Origin of the sequence: Streptomyces tuirus (genome assembly GCF_014701095.1) — a bacterium.
In the GTDB taxonomy this organism is placed as follows: domain Bacteria; phylum Actinomycetota; class Actinomycetes; order Streptomycetales; family Streptomycetaceae; genus Streptomyces; species Streptomyces tuirus.
In genome coordinates this window covers 3,971,135-3,988,921 of the sequence record NZ_AP023439.1, presented here as the reverse complement: position 1 = coordinate 3,988,921, position 17,787 = coordinate 3,971,135, and the positions used below count along the sequence as shown (strand labels likewise).

The 17,787-nt window shown below is 65.1% G+C and carries 17 protein-coding genes and 1 pseudogene; 7 read left to right on the top strand and 11 right to left on the bottom strand.

Features of this window, described 5'->3' with window-relative positions; genetic code table 11:
* Positions 1 to 11: 11 nt before the first annotated feature.
* From IGS69_RS35300 to IGS69_RS18355, 3 genes and pseudogenes are all read right to left on the bottom strand, one after another.
* A pseudogene (locus tag IGS69_RS35300) lies at positions 12 to 200 on the bottom strand (hypothetical protein); the annotation flags it as partial.
* Positions 201 to 218: 18 nt separating this feature from the next.
* Positions 219 to 659 carry an ATP-binding protein gene (locus tag IGS69_RS18360; protein ID WP_190901150.1) on the bottom strand — a complete coding sequence of 147 codons (441 nt, stop codon included), beginning with the start codon at positions 657 to 659 and terminating at the stop codon, positions 219 to 221.
* A gap of 273 nt (positions 660 to 932) precedes the next feature.
* Entirely contained in the window at positions 933 to 1,673 is a 741-nt protein-coding gene (locus IGS69_RS18355; protein WP_190901148.1) for a GntR family transcriptional regulator, read from the bottom strand.
* A 144-nt stretch (positions 1,674 to 1,817) separates the two neighbouring features.
* Between IGS69_RS18355 and IGS69_RS18350 the strand changes: the two genes are divergently transcribed.
* Positions 1,818 to 2,915: a DUF1152 domain-containing protein gene (locus IGS69_RS18350; RefSeq protein ID WP_190901146.1), complete on the top strand. Its 1,098-nt coding sequence runs from the start codon at positions 1,818 to 1,820 to the stop codon at positions 2,913 to 2,915.
* 90 nt (positions 2,916 to 3,005) lie between these two features.
* Positions 3,006 to 4,163, top strand: a complete 1,158-nt coding sequence (locus IGS69_RS18345; RefSeq protein ID WP_190904549.1) for an IS110 family RNA-guided transposase — start codon at positions 3,006 to 3,008, stop codon at positions 4,161 to 4,163.
* A gap of 184 nt (positions 4,164 to 4,347) precedes the next feature.
* Here IGS69_RS18345 and IGS69_RS18340 read toward each other — a convergent pair whose 3' ends face one another.
* The gene (locus tag IGS69_RS18340) at positions 4,348 to 4,863 is read right to left on the bottom strand and encodes a Pycsar system effector family protein (RefSeq protein WP_190901144.1); all 516 of its coding nucleotides are present in this window, start codon (positions 4,861 to 4,863) and stop codon (positions 4,348 to 4,350) included.
* 44 nt (positions 4,864 to 4,907) lie between these two features.
* Positions 4,908 to 5,828 (bottom strand): hypothetical protein, encoded by a 921-nt coding sequence (locus IGS69_RS18335; RefSeq protein WP_190901142.1) that lies wholly within the window; start codon positions 5,826 to 5,828, stop codon positions 4,908 to 4,910.
* A 291-nt stretch (positions 5,829 to 6,119) separates the two neighbouring features.
* Between IGS69_RS18335 and IGS69_RS18330 the strand changes: the two genes are divergently transcribed.
* Both IGS69_RS18330 and IGS69_RS18325 read left to right on the top strand, forming a co-directional pair.
* A complete protein-coding gene (locus IGS69_RS18330) occupies positions 6,120 to 6,461 on the top strand; it encodes a hypothetical protein (protein ID WP_190901140.1) in 342 nt (113 codons plus the stop codon).
* Between the two features lie 478 nt (positions 6,462 to 6,939).
* Positions 6,940 to 7,392, top strand: coding sequence for a hypothetical protein (locus IGS69_RS18325; protein WP_190901138.1), 453 nt, complete (start codon positions 6,940 to 6,942; stop codon positions 7,390 to 7,392).
* A 1,102-nt stretch (positions 7,393 to 8,494) separates the two neighbouring features.
* Here IGS69_RS18325 and IGS69_RS18320 read toward each other — a convergent pair.
* Both IGS69_RS18320 and IGS69_RS18315 read right to left on the bottom strand, forming a co-directional pair.
* The gene (locus tag IGS69_RS18320; RefSeq protein WP_190901136.1) at positions 8,495 to 8,755 is read right to left on the bottom strand and encodes a hypothetical protein; all 261 of its coding nucleotides are present in this window, start codon (positions 8,753 to 8,755) and stop codon (positions 8,495 to 8,497) included.
* Complete coding sequence (locus tag IGS69_RS18315) at positions 8,752 to 9,168, bottom strand: hypothetical protein (RefSeq protein WP_232543568.1); 417 nt, start codon at positions 9,166 to 9,168, stop codon at positions 8,752 to 8,754. Before IGS69_RS18315 ends, IGS69_RS18320 begins: the two co-directional genes overlap by 4 nt.
* A gap of 299 nt (positions 9,169 to 9,467) precedes the next feature.
* On the opposite strand from IGS69_RS18315, the gene IGS69_RS18310 reads away from it, so the two are divergent.
* Positions 9,468 to 10,613, top strand: a complete 1,146-nt coding sequence (locus IGS69_RS18310; protein WP_190901134.1) for a helix-turn-helix domain-containing protein — start codon at positions 9,468 to 9,470, stop codon at positions 10,611 to 10,613.
* Between the two features lie 13 nt (positions 10,614 to 10,626).
* The gene (locus IGS69_RS18305; protein WP_190901132.1) at positions 10,627 to 11,208 is read left to right on the top strand and encodes an HD domain-containing protein; all 582 of its coding nucleotides are present in this window, start codon (positions 10,627 to 10,629) and stop codon (positions 11,206 to 11,208) included.
* A 238-nt stretch (positions 11,209 to 11,446) separates the two neighbouring features.
* Here IGS69_RS18305 and IGS69_RS18300 read toward each other — a convergent pair whose 3' ends face one another.
* The 4 genes from IGS69_RS18300 to IGS69_RS18285 all read right to left on the bottom strand — a co-directional run bounded on the left by IGS69_RS18300 (position 11,447) and on the right by IGS69_RS18285 (position 16,255).
* On the bottom strand, positions 11,447 to 12,844 hold the full coding sequence (locus tag IGS69_RS18300) for a glycosyltransferase family 2 protein (protein WP_232543567.1): 1,398 nt from the start codon (positions 12,842 to 12,844) through the stop codon (positions 11,447 to 11,449).
* Positions 12,845 to 12,909: 65 nt separating this feature from the next.
* Entirely contained in the window at positions 12,910 to 13,125 is a 216-nt protein-coding gene (locus IGS69_RS18295) for a hypothetical protein (protein WP_190901131.1), read from the bottom strand.
* Between the two features lie 107 nt (positions 13,126 to 13,232).
* Positions 13,233 to 14,492, bottom strand: a complete 1,260-nt coding sequence (locus IGS69_RS18290; RefSeq protein WP_190901128.1) for a nucleotide sugar dehydrogenase — start codon at positions 14,490 to 14,492, stop codon at positions 13,233 to 13,235.
* A 560-nt stretch (positions 14,493 to 15,052) separates the two neighbouring features.
* Positions 15,053 to 16,255 (bottom strand): IS110 family RNA-guided transposase, encoded by a 1,203-nt coding sequence (locus IGS69_RS18285; RefSeq protein WP_385865423.1) that lies wholly within the window; start codon positions 16,253 to 16,255, stop codon positions 15,053 to 15,055.
* 329 nt (positions 16,256 to 16,584) lie between these two features.
* Here IGS69_RS18285 and IGS69_RS18280 point away from each other — a divergent pair, with 329 nt between their 5' ends.
* A complete protein-coding gene (locus tag IGS69_RS18280; protein ID WP_190901118.1) occupies positions 16,585 to 17,247 on the top strand; it encodes a hypothetical protein in 663 nt (220 codons plus the stop codon).
* Positions 17,248 to 17,787 lie beyond the last annotated feature (540 nt).

Below are 17,787 nucleotides of genomic sequence, written 5' to 3'. Positions count from 1 at the left end.
GAAGGCCCAGGTCAGAGACCTGGGCCCTTTTGCTGTCCGGGGTGATCACTGGCCGCGCGCCAGAGCCGCGCAAGAAGACTTCTCGGCGGCCTTCCGGCAGCCTCTTCCCGGGCCTTCCGAACCGTGACGTCGAGGTCGGCGGCGACCTCCTCCTGGCGCTCCTCGTCGGAGTGCTGATAGATCAGCGCGGCCTTCTCGGATAGAAGGGGAGCGAACTCTTACCGTCCGGGCCAGGCATCGGCCACCACGAAGGAAACGACAGTTCCGCCGAAGCGGCTCGGTGATGCGTGCCACGACTCGGCCAGCGAATCGACCAGGAGCAGTCCGCGCCCGTGGGAGTCGTTGGCGTCGGGATGCCTCAGCCGCACGTCCGCCGGAAAGCCAGGGTTGTGCACGTCAACTCGGAGCGAGGTCCCTTCACGGAACCACTCGACCCGTACGAGCCAGGGTTCGTCCGACCGGCCGTAAGCGATGGCGTTGGTGACCAGTTCCGAGATCATCAGCGCGCAGTCGTCGACGGAGCAGGCCGGGTTGTACGGGGCGATGAACTTGCGGAACCAGCGCCGAGCCCGCGGTACGGACTCAGCGACAGGGTGCAAGGTCATCGCGCCGAGGCGCGGTGATTCCTCAGACGGGTAGCGGTCGATCGTGTAGGCCATCAGGTGCTCACTTCCTGCCGCTGCCGTCGCAGTCGAGGCAGCGCCGCTTTGATGTGGCACGGGTGCGATCGGCGGCGGCGGCAAGCGCCAGGGTCGTCCGCGAGCCGACGCGCTTCCAACCGCGCCCCGGCAACCCCGGCAAGGTAAGTGCATGCCCTGATCCGGCCGTTGACTCGTCACACCGCGCCCCCCCAGTGAAGTGGCCTTAGCCACTTTCTGGATAGTGGCATTAGCCACTTGGAGGACGCAAGCGATTCGCCGCAACTGGCCCCCTCAGGTGAGGGGGTAGCCCTGCTCGAACGCCCAGCGATGCGGCGGGTAGGTGGCCTCAGCGAACTCCAAGGGCCGGTCCTGGAGGTCGAAGACGACGTGGTGCACGATCAGCACGGCGGAGCCGGCGGCAAGTTGAAGGTCCGCGGCCTCTTCCTCGGTTGCCGCACGCGCACACATGCGATCTTCCGCGTAACTCCCCTGTCGTCCGGTCAGGTTCTCGACGTACAGCAGCGTCCCCTCTTGGATCCGCTCCGGCTCCAGGAGCTTCGGCGCACGCTGACCGACGTCCGGAGCGAACCACGAGGTGGACAGCGTGATCGGCCCGTCCTGGTTGTTGGTCACTCGCCGCCGGTGCACCGCCCGACGGTCCTTGACCAGGCCCAGCGCCTCAGCGACGTGATCCGGGGCCTCCAGCCAACCGGCAGAGGTGATCACGGCGTACTCGCCGTGTGTGTAGATCTTCCCGGTCTGCCGAGCGCGCCCGTACAACTCACGTGCCCGCCGGTTGACTTCGAGGCTGCGCACGTAGGTGCCCGACCCTTGACGCTTCTCGACGAGCCCTTGATGGCTCAGCGCCTCCAACGACCGTGCGGCCGTGGGCCGGGACACCTTCCAGTCCGCCGCCAACTGCCGTTCGGACGGCACCTCGTCACCTGGTCGCAGGTCACCCCGAAGAATCTGATCACGGATGTAGTGCGCGATCTGGAGATACTTCGGCTGCGCCTCCTCGATCTGGGGCATCAGTCCTCCTCACCCAAGGCGAGCCCCAGGCGAGTAGTCGGGCGCCCCGCTACCGAGCTGAGGCCTGCTTCTCGATACAAGTGGCTATGGCCTCTAGCCACTATAGGGTGAGTGGTCAACCCCCTACCCCGTAGGCTGAGACGCATGACGCGGTTGATCGTCGCAGCAGGAGGAGGGGGCGACGCAGTCGCCGCCGCAATGATTCACGCAGCCCTCTACGGCGACGAGGACCAGGCGGTGATCCTCACGTACGCATGGGACCGCCTCCTGATCGACCCGGTTCCGGGTCCCCGAGGGCCAGACAACTTCACCGGCCTCCAGCCCCTCACTCCAGTTGTTTGGACAGTGCCGGCCGAGGGCGGCCCGATCGCTCCGGCAGGCTCGGCTCTCCCCCGACTTGCAGCAGAGCTCCCTCACAGGGTCGCGCTGATCGATCCGCGCCACGGAGTTGAGGGCGTCACTCGGCAACTGGAAGAGCTGGTGGACCACTTGTCACCGGAGTCGATCGACCTCCTGGACGTGGGCGGCGACATCCTCGCCCGCGGCGACGAGCCGACGCTGAAGAGCCCCCTCGCCGACGCCCTCACGCTCGCCGCGTGCTGCCAGGTGAACGCTCCCATCCGCCTCCTGGTGGCGGGCCCCGGCCTCGACGGCGAACTCCCTCTCGACGAACTGCGCGGCATGCTCGGCCCGCTCCTCCACACCCTCACCGCGAAGGACGTCGAGCCGATCAGCTCGGTCCTGGAATGGCACCCCTCCGAGGCAACCGGGATGCTCGCAGCGACAGCCCGAGGCGTACGCGGCACCTGCGAAATGCGAGACGCCGGTCTCCCGGTCCCCCTCACCAACGACGGACCGACGGTCCATGAGGTCGACCTGGACGAGGCACTGACCCGTAACCAGTTGGCCCGAGCCATCCTGACGACCGCCACCCTGGACGAGGTCGAGGCACACAGCCGCGAAATCTGCGGCTACTCGGAAATCGACTACGAGCGCAACAAGGCCACATGGCTCAACAACCAGCCGCCGGTGCAGCTCGAGCCAGACGCCGTACTGTCCCAGCTCGACCAGTTCGAAGCCGAGGCCCACAGCCGCGGAGTCACCCACACGACGTTTCGCCGCATCACCGAGGCCCTGAACCTCAACGGCTCCTTGCGTGAGGACCTGCGCCAACTGCTCATCAACAGCCGTCCGCAGCAGTACGACGCTCCCTTGTGGCGCATCACAGCCGCTACTGAGTAACAACCTTCTTCACGGGTTCAAGGCCCGCGCACGGCGCGGGCGCGCGCCGCCTCTGCGGCGCGGCCTGCCTCCTAATGGTGCGGTAAGACGCTGGGCGGGTTTCTCCTGGACAAGCTCCGCATCGACGACACCCCTACCGGCCTCAGCCAGCTCCTGGACCTGCTCGCCCGGCACGGCGACAGCCCAGAGCACCCGATCCCCGTCGCCATCGAGACCTCTCACGGACTCCTGGTCGCCTGCTTACGCGCCACCGGCAGACCCATCTACGTGATCAACCCACTGACCGCCGCCCGCTACCGCGACCGCTACGCCCTCAGCCGCAAGAAGTCCGACCACCTCGACGCCAAGGTCCTGGCCCACATCCTGCGCACCGACCCCGCAGAACACCGGCCCCTGCCCGCCGACAGCCACCTCGCCCAGGCCATCACCGTCCTGGCCCGAGCCCACCAGGACGCCGTCTGGGACCGCGTCCAAACCGGCAACCGCCTCCGCTCCCACCTGCGCGAGTACTTCCCCGGCTTCCTCACCGTCTTCCGCCACTTCCGCGAAGGCCTCGCCTCACCCGTCACCCGCACCCTGCTCGCCGCGGCCCCCACACCCACCCAGGCCGCCCAGCTCACCCGCCCACAGCTGCGAGCCATCCTGAAGAAGGCCGGACGCCAGCGCGAGATCACCGGAGAAGTCGAACGACTCCACACCCTGCTCCGCGAGCCACAGATGCACCAGCCAGCCCTGCTCGAGCAGGCCATGGGCACCAAAACCCTCGCGCTGCTCCGGCAGTTCAACGCGGCCTGCGCCAGCGCCGACGACCTCGAAGCAGCCACCACCACGGCCTTCGCCACCCACCAGGACGCCGAAATCATCACCAGCTTCCCCGGCCTCGGCGCACTGACCGGCGCCCGCATCCTGGCCGAACTCGGCGACGACCACACCCGCTTCACCAGCCCACGCGCGCTCAAGGCCTACGCGGGATCCGCCCCCATCACCAGATCCTCCGGACGCAAGACCACCGTCCTGGCCAGGCACATCAAGAACCAGCGCCTCGCCTCGGCCGGCTACATCTGGGCCTTCGCCGCCCTCACCGCATCCCCCGGAGCACGAGCCCACTACGACCGCCGCCGCCAAGCCGAAGACCGACACGTCGCAGCCCAACGCAACCTCTTCAACCGGCTACTGGGCTGCCTGCACCACTGCCTCACCCACCGCATCCCCTACGACGAGCAGACCGCCTTCCCCAGCACCGCTTGACTGATCAACCGCATCGGATGTCTGTCTGCGCCCCGGCTGGCCGCGCCCGTCGCCGCGTCGACGTCCTCTGGGCCCTCCTGCGCGACGACCGCCCCTTCACCATCAGCCCGCCAGCCAGACACCGGCCGCTACAGCAGCTTGACTCGGTCATTAAGACTCCGCCGCCCTATGTTTTCATCAAACGCTAGAACGCGAGGTTCAACAGCAGCGACGACGGGCAAAGCGACATAGCACTTGCTAGAGCCCATAGAGCCGTCCGAATATACCAGTACTTACTCGCGGCAAGATTGGAGACCCTATACAACTGATCGAGTGGCGCTTCTTTGGGCGCACTCAACGTCTCTCGAATGCGTTGCTCCAAAGTTGCCCTGGGCTTACCGGCGATGTCTCCAAAATAAGCGACCAAGTAGTCTGGCGCGTCGTGACCCCGGCCAACTCGGGGGTGAACGGCACAACCAAGAAGCACGACACCCAAAACAGCCAGCGCTACGCCCACCCACCAAATCCACTCGACACAATTAACCAGCTCGAACGGCGTCCAGTCTCCAGACAGAATGGCTGAGACGATTGCACCAAGTGCGATTCCGACCGTAGCTAGCAGCAGGGAGGCTTTCCCGTCGGCTCGAACAATTTCTTCGCGCGCAGTGGCAAGCAGCGAGGCCGCATATCGACTGACATCTTCATCATTGATCTGCGACATCAACGGTTGCTGCCCTCGCGCACTGCCACCGTTTCTCCTCAGTCTCACTTCAACCCTCTTCTTCGCGCGTCGCGCATCGCGCGCTCAGTCTGAGCCTTGGAGAAAATGGCATCGCGCATTAGACTTCTTTGCAGTTCCGAGCGCACACCATCAACATCTTGCCGCCTCTTATTGCCTGCTAGCACAGCCTCGCAATAAGCCTGGCCGTGCACCTTGCACCAGCCAACCTTGAGCTTGCGCCCCGATGCTTCCGGGTCACCATCAGGGAGCCTATCAACGTCAACGGTCTCCCAAATCCCGGAACTGGGGCCGTCATTACATGGACAACTAATAGAAAGGTAATCGTTCTTCTCGACGCGATCCCACACAGATCCGGCCACAATCATTTCGTGTCGATCTGCGGACTGCGCACACTTAGCTGCGTAGTTTACCGCCTTCCCGGCCCAAACAGGTTCCTGCTGAGCGGGGTTCCTGGGCGTCCCAATGCGCTTGACGAGGATAGGGCTGCAAGCGACACCCACCTTAAATCCAGTGGTGGGCATGTTAGGCCACCGAGCTTCGAGTTGATCACCCAGGTCGACACTGAAAGTCTTTACCGTGATACCAGCACACAAGGCTCTTTCAAACCGCCGCTCCCCCCAGAACAAGCCGAAGGCGCCATCACCTTGAATCTGAATAAAGTCCGCATCGAAGTTGTTTAGGACCTTTACTACTCCACCGGTAGATGCCTCATAGATACTGGCCGTAGACGCAGCCCACTTACCGGTGCCAAGCTTCGTCGAACTCTTAAGGTCGACCATCACTGCAACAATGCTCGGCAGCTTGATCCATTTTCTAGCTTTAATCGGCAGTGAAGCTACGTCAACCGAATCCTGAGTGACTACCTCAGGAGTACTGGAGATCTCCTCCTTCGTCTTGGCACTCAGATCGGCAAGCAGCTCATCTAGATTCAGGTCGCTGGCCATTCCCCATCCCCTTACGCGCATGCTGCTGGCCGTACTCTCGCCACTCTGAACGAGTAAGCCAGCTGCTCCCCCTCAGCGTAAGGGCAGCCACTGACATCCCGGGCGCAACCTGCGCAAGAGCGCCCTCCCGGGCCGTCCTGGGGCCGTGAAAGGGCGCTCAACGATGACCAAGGCCGACAACTGCCGACAGCTCAGCAGCAGATCAGGACGTTGATCGATACAGAGGCCGCAGGTCACGGCCGCCGGTAATCAGTTGTGGCTGTGCAGCAGCGCAGCGCGTCATCATGAAGCATGGGGATTGATCTGGAGCTGCACTCGTCACGGCCGGCACGCAACAACTGGCGCAAGTCCCGCGCAACGCTCCTGCGGAGCTCCCACGGGCATGGCGACGCACTGGCCGATGCACTCGGCTCGCTCCAACTCCATGGAGTGCCCGGAAGGCTCACCGCCGTCGATCCGTACGGGAACACGTTGATGAACGAGCAGGAGGCCGCGGCTGCCCTCCAGGAGATCCACGGCTTGAGACGGAGTTGCGCTGATGAGCGTCAGCTCGCTGCGCTGGACGATCTCAAAGCGATGCTGGAACATTGCGCGGCTACCCCAGGCAGCTACTTGCGGTTCGCAGGCGACTGAAGATCCCGCCAGCTTGCCGTGTGAGTGTCTAACTGCGTGACAACGCCGACGGACAGGGGCGGACAACCGCGCACGCTTGCGGACCATCGCAGCAGGTGAGAGCCGCACGGCCCCGAGGTCGAGGGCCCACCCAAGTTGCTTCGGGACGAAGAGGTCACCGCCCAAGGTCTCACCGCCATGCTTCCGCAGGCGCAACCCTTTCTGGTCAACGATGTGGCAGCGGGGCTGAGGTCGGTGGGGGTGCGGCGAGGCACACGCGTGCGTGATCGGTCGGCGCACCCGCCATCGTGGCTGACTGCCGTCGGCCGCGCTTCGCGCATGTGGATCCCTGGCGCGGCCGTGATGCATGGGTGAAGGAGTACTCCCGTGTGTCGCTTTGGAGGAGGAACACGCGCGCCGCTGCCCAACTGTCACGACTGCCAGTCATTGAGCACGTCATGAAGGTAGCGTGACGGTCGTCACACCTGGAGGGAGCGGCATGGCATTCATCTCGAAGAAGAGCCCAGAGCAACAGGCGCAGGCGGCTGCGGAGAAGGAGCGCAAGCGGCAGGAGGCAGAAGAGAAGCAGCAAGCCGAGCGACTTGAGCGCGACCGACGGGCGTTCCTGTCCACACCTGTGGGTCAGGCACGCCAGTGCTTCGAGGAGGGGGACCTTGTGTATCAGTGCTCGATGGACGTGATGAGCCAGCAAGCGGTCATCGTCGCGATGGTTGGCAGTACGACCACCAAGCAGACGACAGATCCCCTCGTCGTCCTCAACGCCGTATGCCGAGAGGGTTGGGAGCTAGTGAACGGTTCCTTCGTCTTCGTGGAGCAGGGACAGCAGAGCCGCGACAAGTTCATGTCCTCCGGTCAGAACGTTGCCATCAAAGGTGAGACCGTGGGCTACTACCTCTTCAAGCGCTGCGAAGCGAACCGACGCGAAGCCTGACCGACCGCCGGAAGGCGCCGTCGCTCCACTGGACGAAGAGCGACTGATCAGAAGGTTCTGACATCCATGGCTGACATCAACGACGCCGGACAACGGCAAACGCCAGCATCTCTGGTCGGCAGTCGCATCAGTCGCCGCCAGTCGCCGGAGCGCGTACGGATCGAACTCCTAAAGCAGATGTAACGGGCGCGTCTGAGCCCTGGACGGATCATGATCTGCGACTGGCGTGGTTGATCTATCTGCCTCTGCGTCAACAGTGAGACATGGCCGAGAGACCCGTCCCATCCCGACGGACTGAGCCCGGGAGGGAACGGGCGCTCTTAGATTCACTTGTAGATTCACTTGCCAGTGATGGCCTTGACCACAGCGGGGGCTGCCTGCTCAGGTTGCCGTGCTGGTAGCCGTTGGTGGACACCCCCATGCCGTTGGCGCCAAATCCGTTCGGCGGGTTCATTGCTCTCCCCTTCCTGCTGACTGACCTAATAACTGTGTCCAGAAGGCAGGTTCGATTGCGGCGTCTCCAGGGGCGGTGGGAGGCATTCGGGGGGCTTGCGGGAGCGCGGGAGGGCAAGTTCGATCCCCCGACGCAATCTGACGACCTTGAGAGGATCAGCGCGACGGAGCTTTCTGGTCACCCATCTACACCGTCTCGGGACGCTGGACCCGGCACTGAGCGAGATCTTCATGCCCGACTGCGCCGAGCGGCTCGACGCAGCCAAGGAACTACTTTCAGCCGGCCTCTACGGCGATGCCGACGGACCAGCAGAGTCAGGCAGGGACGCGGACGCCGCACCACAAGCGCACCAGATAGAGCGGGGAGCAGCGGGGAATCACGGTGAATCCAGCTGAGCCAGACGAAGTCATGACTTTGCATTGGTCCAGGTCAGCGCCCAGACCGGCCCCAAATGATCGCAGCTTCCCAAGCTGAGAGCGCGAGTTCGATTCTCGTCACCCGCTCCATGCGAAACCCCCAGGTCAGGGACCTGGGGGTTGTTTGTTGCCCGGCCTAGCAGGCGGGGGCCTGCACCACATCCGCACCAGCCCTGGAACCCGGCGCCCGGGGGCTCCCGCCATCCCCTTCTGATCAACGAGAGCGGTCCTTTCAATGAGAGCGGTCCTTGGCTCTCGTCGCGCTCCTGCATTCGGAGACCTCCTGGGCCGGGGAGGTCGGGACGATGCCACCGCGCCGCGCCTGCCGGTACTGCTCGCTCAGCTGATCGGCCGCCCCACAGGTAAGCCCGAGATTTGCGCCCTCCTCGTCCACGGCCCTGCACGTCGCACAGGTGATGCAGTGGTTCGCCAGACGCACGTACGCATGCGTCCACGGCGTATCGGCGAATGACGGGTTCGAGGTGTTGCTCACGCCTCGGGCTCCGTGTCCACGCAGCTCCGCCCAGCGGCGATCAGCCGGGCGACCATGAGCGGAGTGCACAGCATCGCCGCAGAGTTCAGCGGCACCGACCAGTAAGAGGCCGACGGGCGTCGACTGTCCACGGCATCCGGCCGCGGCACTCCCAGGTGACTGCCGCGACCAAGGCAACTCACCCCCAGTGCATGCCAGGTGTCTGCCATCCGGTGCGGCGTCGTGGACACGTCGGCGGGCACCAGCGCGTAGTACCGCGAGAAGCGCGGGTCGCAGATGACCGGCCCGCCGCCGAGGGCCTCGGCCAGGAAGTCGTCCACGCAGGCGGCCTCGGCACCGCCGCTCAGAGCAGTCAGCAGGTACTCGGGCATCCGCACGGCGGAGAAGAGTCCACCCATGGGCAGGAGTGCCACCCGGCGCTCCTCCCACTCCCACCGAGCCCGCTCCCGCAGCGTGGCCGGCAGTGTCGCAAGCAGCCAGTGCTCCGTATCGAGGCGACGGTGTGAGGTGGAGTGGATGAGCCTGCCGGGTCCCACCGCCCGGACCGGACCCAGCCCGCTGACAGTGCGCGGGGCTTCTCCCGGCTGAGTACCTGCTGCCGTATCGGCATCCACGGTCGCACCTTCCCTATACGCTCAGTTGCGGAGTCGCTACTGCATGAACGCTAGGGAGCACCGTTGCCCGCTTGTAGTGACTGGCAGTACAGGTACGGATGAGGCCCGCACGGGGACAGGTGGTTGAGGTGCCTTCATTCCCAGGACGAACCCTCACTGGCGGTCGGGGTACGCCCTCGCGCCCTCGGATCGGGGCCATCTCCGGGTACACATTCCGGGTCATCCGGGAGCAGCTCGGCCGGACGCAGGACGACGTGGCCGAGCGGTTGGAGGTCTCGCCGGACACGATCGCGGGCTGGGAGTCCGGGCGTCGGCCCCTGCCCGCGTTGCCGGTCGGGCAGATGCTCGTGCACCGGCACCGACTCATGCAGATGGGTACGTCTCCCGCCCTGCTGCAGACCCTGGAAAGAGCGGCAGAGGCCGACGTTCTCCTGGCCGGCGCCCTGGACGAGGAGACATCCGCCGAAGAGAGTCCGCTCGGGGCGTGGGTCATGCAGCGCGACCTGGTCGAGGTCCTCGCATGGCCGTTCACGCGCGTTCCGCCCCAGCCGATTCGGGATTTACCCGCGCCGCGGCGGCCCCGCCGAGGACCCGTTCCCTCAGGTCCCGAGCTCCCGGCCATCGACCGGCGCAGGTTCTTCGCACGGATGCGGGAGATCGCAGAACAGGCGCGAGGCGAGCGGCAGTTCCTGCTGCGACGACAGGCGTTGTATCTGTCCGGCTATGACGACCAGGCCGACACTTTCCAATGGCTCACTCACCAGCAGGCCACAGAACGGCCCGCAGGCTGGCTCCCCGACTGGTTGAACGCCCGCTCCGTAGCGGCTGTTGCCGCACGGCACGGCGACCGCGAGCGGATGGTCCATTTCGTCAACACCGTCCTGCTGGACGACGACGGCGGCGAGTCCGCGAACCTGAACTACTGGGCGTACTGGGTGGGCGAGAACCGCCACCTCGAACTGTCCGACGACTTCATCGCAGCCGGACAGCCAGGGCACTGGCCCGGAGACAAGTTGCTCTCCCACTTCACCCATGGGCTGGCTCCCCACCACGGATTTGTCGACCTGACCGTCCACTCACTGTGGTCCCTGGTCGCCGTCCGCCCGAACCTGCTGCGATCCACGACAGCGACCCAAGCCCTGCGCGACCGGCTTCCAGTGATGTTGGATAGCCGGGAGTTGTCGGCGCGCGCTCGCCGTGAACTGGACAGCATCAGGTATGCGATCCGCCTCGCCGAGGCGTGAGAGGAGACTCGACGTGACCGAGGAGCTGACCCAGGTGGCACGGTTCCTGTACGAAGCGGGGACGCTCAAGCAGTCGAAGCGCACCGGGTGGTGGATGGCCGGCGTGCGCGACCCGGAGAGCGTTGCCGAGCACTCCTGGCGCACCTCGCTGATCGCGTCGATCATCGCGAAGCTGGAGGGGGCAGACCCTGCCCGTGCCGCGTTCCTGGCGGTGTGGCACGACTCCCAGGAGACCAGAACCGGGGACGTCAACCACCTGGCCAAGAAGTACGGTGCCGGTGAAGCGGACCCCGAGGTGGTCACCGCCGACCAGGTCGCAGGCATGCCCGAGGTGCTCGCTTCCACTGTTCGCGATCTGATCAACGAGTACGAGTCCCGGGAATCTCCCGAAGCGATCTGCGCACGAGACGCGGACAAGCTCGAATGCATGCTGCAGGGCATCGAGTACAAGGCCCAGGGCTACCAGCACGCACAGCGGTGGATCGACAACAGCCGCGCTCGCCTGGTCACGAAGACGGCGAACCAACTGGCCGACCAACTCCTGGCGACCGACCCACTGGACTGGCTGCGCAGCACGATGGGCGAGTCGGACTGACTCTGCAACGCTCCTCAACCGCCGAGGCACAACGCTGCGCCTGATGAGGCAACTTGCATGTCTGGTGGCGCTGGGCCGACCGGCCGGACGAGCCTTTGGAGGCTTGCCCGGTGCCGGAGCTGTTCCGCTGACATCCAACGCTGACATCAACGAGCGTGGACGGCAGCGGCACGCGGCAACCACGTCCGGCCCGGTGCCCGAGGCGAGACCGGGCCAGGACGAGGAAAGATCGAACGGGTCAAGAGGTCGAGGACATCGACCGGTACTGTCTGATCTTCAGTGTGGAATCGTCGAGCGGGTCGTAGAGCTTTGGCGTTGTCGGGTCTGGTGTGGCGCTTGTTTCCAGGGAAACCTCAGCCCCGTTCTGCCGGGTGCCCCAGCCAGTTTTGAGGCACGTCAGAGCCCCGTACCAGCGATGCCAGCGCAGTACTGTCCACGCGATGGCAATGGCGACGGGCATCGCCAACCAGGTGAGGATCCGTGAGCGAATCCGTTCGTCGGAGCGGATGACGCTCAGGTATCGCAACCCCTGCGCCCAGCCAATGAGGAGGGGGATGATGAGCATCGTGACCGGCGGCGGCTCGCGGTTGACGATCGGCTCCGCAATCAGCAGCCACGCCGTGATGGCCTGGGTGAGGATCATCTGCACCCAGCGCACGATGTGCAGCCAAAATGCGGGACGCCGGGCCGACAGGTAGCGCATACGCCAGATGGAGCGGATGGTTGAGCCCCGCATCCACCGCAGGTACATGCGGTTGAAGTGCGACCACTTCTCCGGCATAGCCGTGAAACAGATCGCGCGAGGCTGCTGCACCGTCAGGCCGCGTTCCTGCGCGAAAAGGGTGAGCATGGAGTCGTCAGAGAAGCCAACGCCGCGCCCCATGAACGTCTCGTTCAGATAGCCGTCGAGGTTGTCCCGGATGACGCCCGCCCGGTAGGCCGCGATGGCACCAGAGTTGACCATGACGGCACCCACGGCCGACTGCCCTGAACGGTCGACGAGCTGGCAGACGGTGAACCACAGGTCCATGATCCGTACGAACCAGTTCGCCCGATTGTTCGTGGCAACCACGACTCCAGCAACGGACTGCACCCGGGCCCGTGAGAACGGAGTCAGGAGGTTCTCAAGGGCAGTGGGGGCAAAGCAACTGTCGGAGTCGCACGTCACGTAGATGTCCGCGTCGGGACTGACGCGCACCCCGTGGGCTTGGGCGCTGCGCTTGCCCCCGTTAGGGACGCGCTGCCAGGTGGTAGCCACGCCCTTCTCCGCAGCAGCACGTTCCCACCAGGTCCGCACCTCGGCGTAGTCCGTGCTCGTGGACCCGTCATCGACGATGTGGACGGAGTCCGGAAGGCGGGTTTGAGCGAGGAAAGCCTGAAGGCCCAGTTTGAGATATCCGGGGTCCTCGTTGTAGGCGGGTACGAGGACTGCTGCGTGCAGCCCGTTGAGGCGCCGGGCGATACGCGGCGTCATTCTCGGGGCGCGTTCCAGGTGGTACAGCAGCGTCTGGATAACGAAGATCGCGAACAGGCCGGAGAATACGAAGGTGGCACGGCTCCGCGTCGCTGGGTCGGTGGCGAGAACCGTCATGGTGTGGTGCGTGGCCCACCCAGCGAGGAGAAGAAGAATGATCATGCCCATCAGGACGGTTGCCGACCGGTGCTGATGGGCTGTCAGCACCGGCGGGCGACGTGCTCTGCTCACTTACCGTGCCGACGGCGCTCGGTGGTAGCGCCCTTCGCGGGAGCCAGCTGGCCGGCCGTGAGGTGGCGGCGCCAACCGAACTTCAGGAAGAGTATGAGGCCGAGAGCGGCGACGGTGACGGCCAGGGCCAGATACATACCGAACGGGATGGTAACGCCGCCGAGGACGAGCACGGGCAGACCGGTTTGCGCAAGCTGCGCGCGTCCAGACATATAAACCCCCCAAGGAATAGTGATGGGTAAGTGGTTGTTACGCATTCATGATTTGACGGGTTTGGACCCCGGGAGGGGCTCCCGTCTCGTATCCCTGGCTGCTCCGTCTAGAGCAGCTCTAGGTTGTCGGCCACACAACCGACGTTCCGTGTGTCCAAAACCAACTTTGAGTTCTGGACGACTTTCTCGTAGTCGACGTCGCTGTGATCGGTGACGATCACAGCGACGTCGTACTGCGAAGTCTGATCGGGGCCGATAGCGCCCTCGACGTCCTCGATCCCCTGACGAGCTACATAGGAGTCGACCACGTCGACCGTGGCACCGAGCGACCTGAGCAGCGCGCGAATCTCAATTGCCGGAGACTCACGGTAGTCAGAGCTGTCCTTCTTGTAGGCATAGCCGTACATCAGGACCTTTGCGCCGTTCACCGACGTCCGCTGGCTGTTCAGCAGCCGGGCCAGACGGTCCACCACGTACCGGGGCTGGGCCCGGTTGATCTCGTTCGCGGTCTCCACGAACCGGAAGGGCCGGCCGACCCGCTTCTTGACGTGCCATGCAAGGTAGGCGGGATCGATCGGCAGGCAGTGGCCGCCGACACCGGGTCCCGGCGTGAACTTCATGTAGCCAAACGGCTTGGTGGCGGCAAGGTCCAGCGTGTGCCATACGTCGATGTCGAGTTCGTCGGCGAAGGCCGCGAGCTCATTGACAAGTGCGATGTTGACGTGGCGGAAGGTGTTCTCCATTACCTTCGCCAGCTCGGCCTCTTCCAGCCCCTTGGCGGTTACGACGTTGTCGCACACCGAGCTGTAAAACTCACTGACCCTGCGCAGGCATTCGTCGCCCAGCCCCGACACGATCTTCGGAGTGTTGCGGAAGGCCCAGGCCTTGTTGCCCGGGTCGATCCGCTCGGGGCTGAAGCCGACGTGGAAGTCGACGCCGGCGGTGAGGTTCGAGACCCGCTCCAGGATCGGGATGAGCACGTCCCTGGTGGTACCGGGGTATGTGGTCGACTCCAGGACAACCGTCTGGCGCTGGCCCTTTTCGATGAACCGGCCGACTGTTTCGGCAACGCTCTCTATGTAGGACAGGTCCGGGTCGCCGTCCCGGAGCGGGGTCGGAACGGTGATGATCGCGACGTGGAACCCTTTCATCTCCCGGCCCTGGGAGGAGGGGGTATAGCGGTTCGTCCGGAGGATCTCCGAGATGGTCTCGGAGCCGATGTCCTCTATATATGAGTTTCCGCTTTGCAGACTGGCGATCTTCTGTTCGTCGACGTCGTAACCCACGACGTCGTACCCCGCCCTGACCGCTTCCACTGCAAGCGGAAGCCCGACGTAGCCTTGTCCGGCCACGACTATGTTCTTCATTTTGCTTATTCCCCTGAGCTTCCGGCCAGCTCCCCACTGGCTTCCGGGCCCCGTGCCCGGTTCCGGCGGTACGAGGCCCCCCTCACCCGCCGGTTGCTCATGCCTTCCGCCAGACATGCGTGCGATTAGTTCACTGGTGTCTCGATAGAAGACTATTCACAAGACGGTTGCATCGTACACAACATCGACACATACGTGTCCCTGTCGTTATAGAAGTCATCTGGATGTGCGTCCCTGCGCCACCGTCCGGCCAACTGGGATCCGTCAGGCCATCCGGTGCGAGGTGGCGCCTGTGATCCCTGCATCAGCCCTCACTAGGGCCGCACGTGGAGCGGACAGACGACGGGGGGACGCACCTGCCTGCCCCTTGTACGCGACTGCTCGCGCAAGCGGGGGAATTGAGCGAGCGTCACCGGCCCCCGGGGGTTGGGTCCACCTCATACAGCGCCAATGAGTTCGGCGGTGTCACAAGCGCACCCGAGATGATGACCTGCGGGGCAGTGCGCAGTGATGCAAGCAGGAACAGGCCCGGTCACGGGGGGGTGCCCCTATGACTTTGGTCAAGGGGTGGTCGGGGTTGGTGGTTGGTAGAAGGTGCCGTCGCGGAGCATCGCGAAGAGCACGTCGGCTCGGCGTCGGGCGAGGCAGAGGATGGCCTGGGTGTGGTGCTTTCCCTGGGCGATCTTCTTGTCGTAGTAGGTGCGGGAGGCCGGGTCGGCCAGTGCGGCGAACGCGGAGAGGAAGAAGGCGCGTTTGAGCTGCTTGTTTCCTCTCCGTGAGGGCTGTTCCCCGCGGATGGAGGACCCGGAGGTCCGGGTCGCCGGAGCGAGGCCGGCGTAGGCGGCGAGGTGGGCGGCGGACGGGAACGCGGTGCCGTCACCGACGTCGATGAGGATGCGGGCTCCGGTCCTGATGCCGATGCCGGGCATGGACATCAGGACCTTGGAAAGAGGGTGGGCCTCCAGGAGTTCCTCGATCCGGTGGGCCAGCAGTTTGCGCTGGTCGAGCACGGCCTGGAGCGAGGAGGCGAGGCTGGGGACGATCAGCGCGGCCGCATCCGTGCCCGGGACGACGACGGTCTGTTCGTCCAGCGCGGAGAACACGTCGTCGATCAGCCGTTCGGCCATCCTGGGCGCCTTCGGCCGGATCAGGGTGACGAGCCGTCGGCGTCCGGCCTTGCGGATCTGGGCCGGCGAGCCGAACTGGTCCAGCAGCCTGAGCACGGCCGGGTGCTGCATGCGCGGGCCCAGGACCCGTTCCAGATGCGGGTGGATCTGCGTGAACAGGCCCCGCAGCCGGTTGGACAGGCGAGTCGCTTCGGCGGCGAGGTCGTCGTCGAAGCCGACGAGCATCTGCAGCTCGGCGATCGTCTCGTCGTCGAGGTCGACCGACCGCAGCGTGTGAGGCATTGCCCGGGCGGCGTCGGCGATGATGAACGCGTCCTTCGCGTCGGTCTTTGCCTCGCCGGGGTAGAGGTCGGCGATCCGCCGCATGGTCAGGCCGGGCAGATAGGCGACATGGCAGCCGAGCTCGCGGGCGACGGTCAGCGGCAGGGCGCCGATGGAGGCGACCTGGTCGACGATGACGAGAACGGTGCCGTGCTTGGCCTGCAGTTTGGCGAAGACCTCGCGGAGTTTGGGTTCGCTGTTGGGCAGTCTACGGTCGAAGGTCTTCTTCCCGGCCGGGGTGAGCGCGGTGGCGTGGTGTTCGCCCTTGCCGACGTCCAGGCCGAGGTAGACGTCGATGTCGCCGGTGTCGATCACGTGCGGTGTCCTCCGGTCGTACTCGTCCGGCCCTGCCACGGCACTGATCGCCACATCCACATTACGAAGAGCCTCCCGACCTGCGAAGAAGTCGGTGGTCATGCCCCTAATCAGCGGTCTGTCAGTGCCTCCGGAGCTGGTGACACCACCCCCCAGGCCATGCACTCGACAAGGGGAGGTAGTCATGCCAACTCCGAAGGCCGGTAACCCCGTTGCGGGGCTACGAAGACGGTAATGGGGAGGCCGAGCCCTCTCTTGTGACGCCCGCTGTCAGCACAGCCGTTCACGGAGGATGATTCGCCTCACAGCAGCACCATCCCGGGGGGATCGTGAGTACCAACATAACGCCGCCGCCGATGCCGGCTCAGCCGCCGCAGCCCGGCAAGAAGAACCGCACCAACGCCTACATCATCGGCGGCGCGGTCATCATCGCTGCCGCCATCGTCGGCACATGGATCGCCGTCTCGGGCAGCGGCGACGACACGGCGAAGCCACAGCCCACGGTCACTGTGACGGAAACCGTTGAGCCCGAGCCCGCGGTCGAAGAGGGGGCTGCAGCGGCAACCGACCAGAGCACAGACTCCAAGGTCGGCGAGGAGGGCCGGAACGGTGGAGCCGTCGTAAAGGTCACGAAGATGGTGGAAGCCGAGAGCATCACGCTCGCCGGAGCCCGCAAACCCGCAGGCGCCGACGCGAAATACGTCATCCTCAAGACCGTCGTCAGTAACGAGGGCAAGGCCAGCATGGACCTGACCTGCTCACTGCCCATCGTCAACGCGCTCATCGACGACCAGGGTCGTCGCTTCGACACGATCGAAGATCTTTACGACGTCGCCGGCAACCCGGAATGCAACGCGCAGCTGCAGCCCGGCTTCGACGACGAGATGCAGTTCGTTTACCGCGTTCCCAAAGACGCGGTGGTCACGACATGGGAGTTCTCCGAGTACGACCTTGAGAACGAAGTGACGCCCACGCTCGTCGACCTCACCTGACCAGCCACCGTTGAGCCCTCGGCCCTCAACCAAGGCGTCGGGGGCTCTGGTTGCTGTCAGTACCCATCGTTACGTGCCTCCTGCGTATTCATTCGTCTGGGCACCGCACCACAAGCGCACCAGATCGAGCGGGGTACAGCGGGGAATGACGGTCAAAGCAGCCCTGGCCAACGAGCGCGCTGCCCAGTCGTACGCCCAGGTCAGCGCTCAAGCCAGCCTCGAGTAACCGCAGCTTCTCAAGCTGAGAGCGCGAGTTCGATTCTTGTCACCCGCTCCATGAGAACCCCAGGTCAGCGGCCTGGGGTTTGCTTCTTCCGCTGGCTTTCCGGCGGGGACGCGGCCGCGCCGGCCCGGGTGGCTGCGGATTACCGCACACAACAACCCTCGCCGGAAGGGCCGAAGTTGCGCGTACGGTCGGCCCAGGGCAGGGGGTCTCGGGTGGTGGCCTTGGGCGTAATGCCCCGGCGATGAAACCCATCCTTGACCTGTGGCTCAGCGGTTCGCAGCCTGCCTCCGCCAGGAGACCTCAGCCCGCCGTTC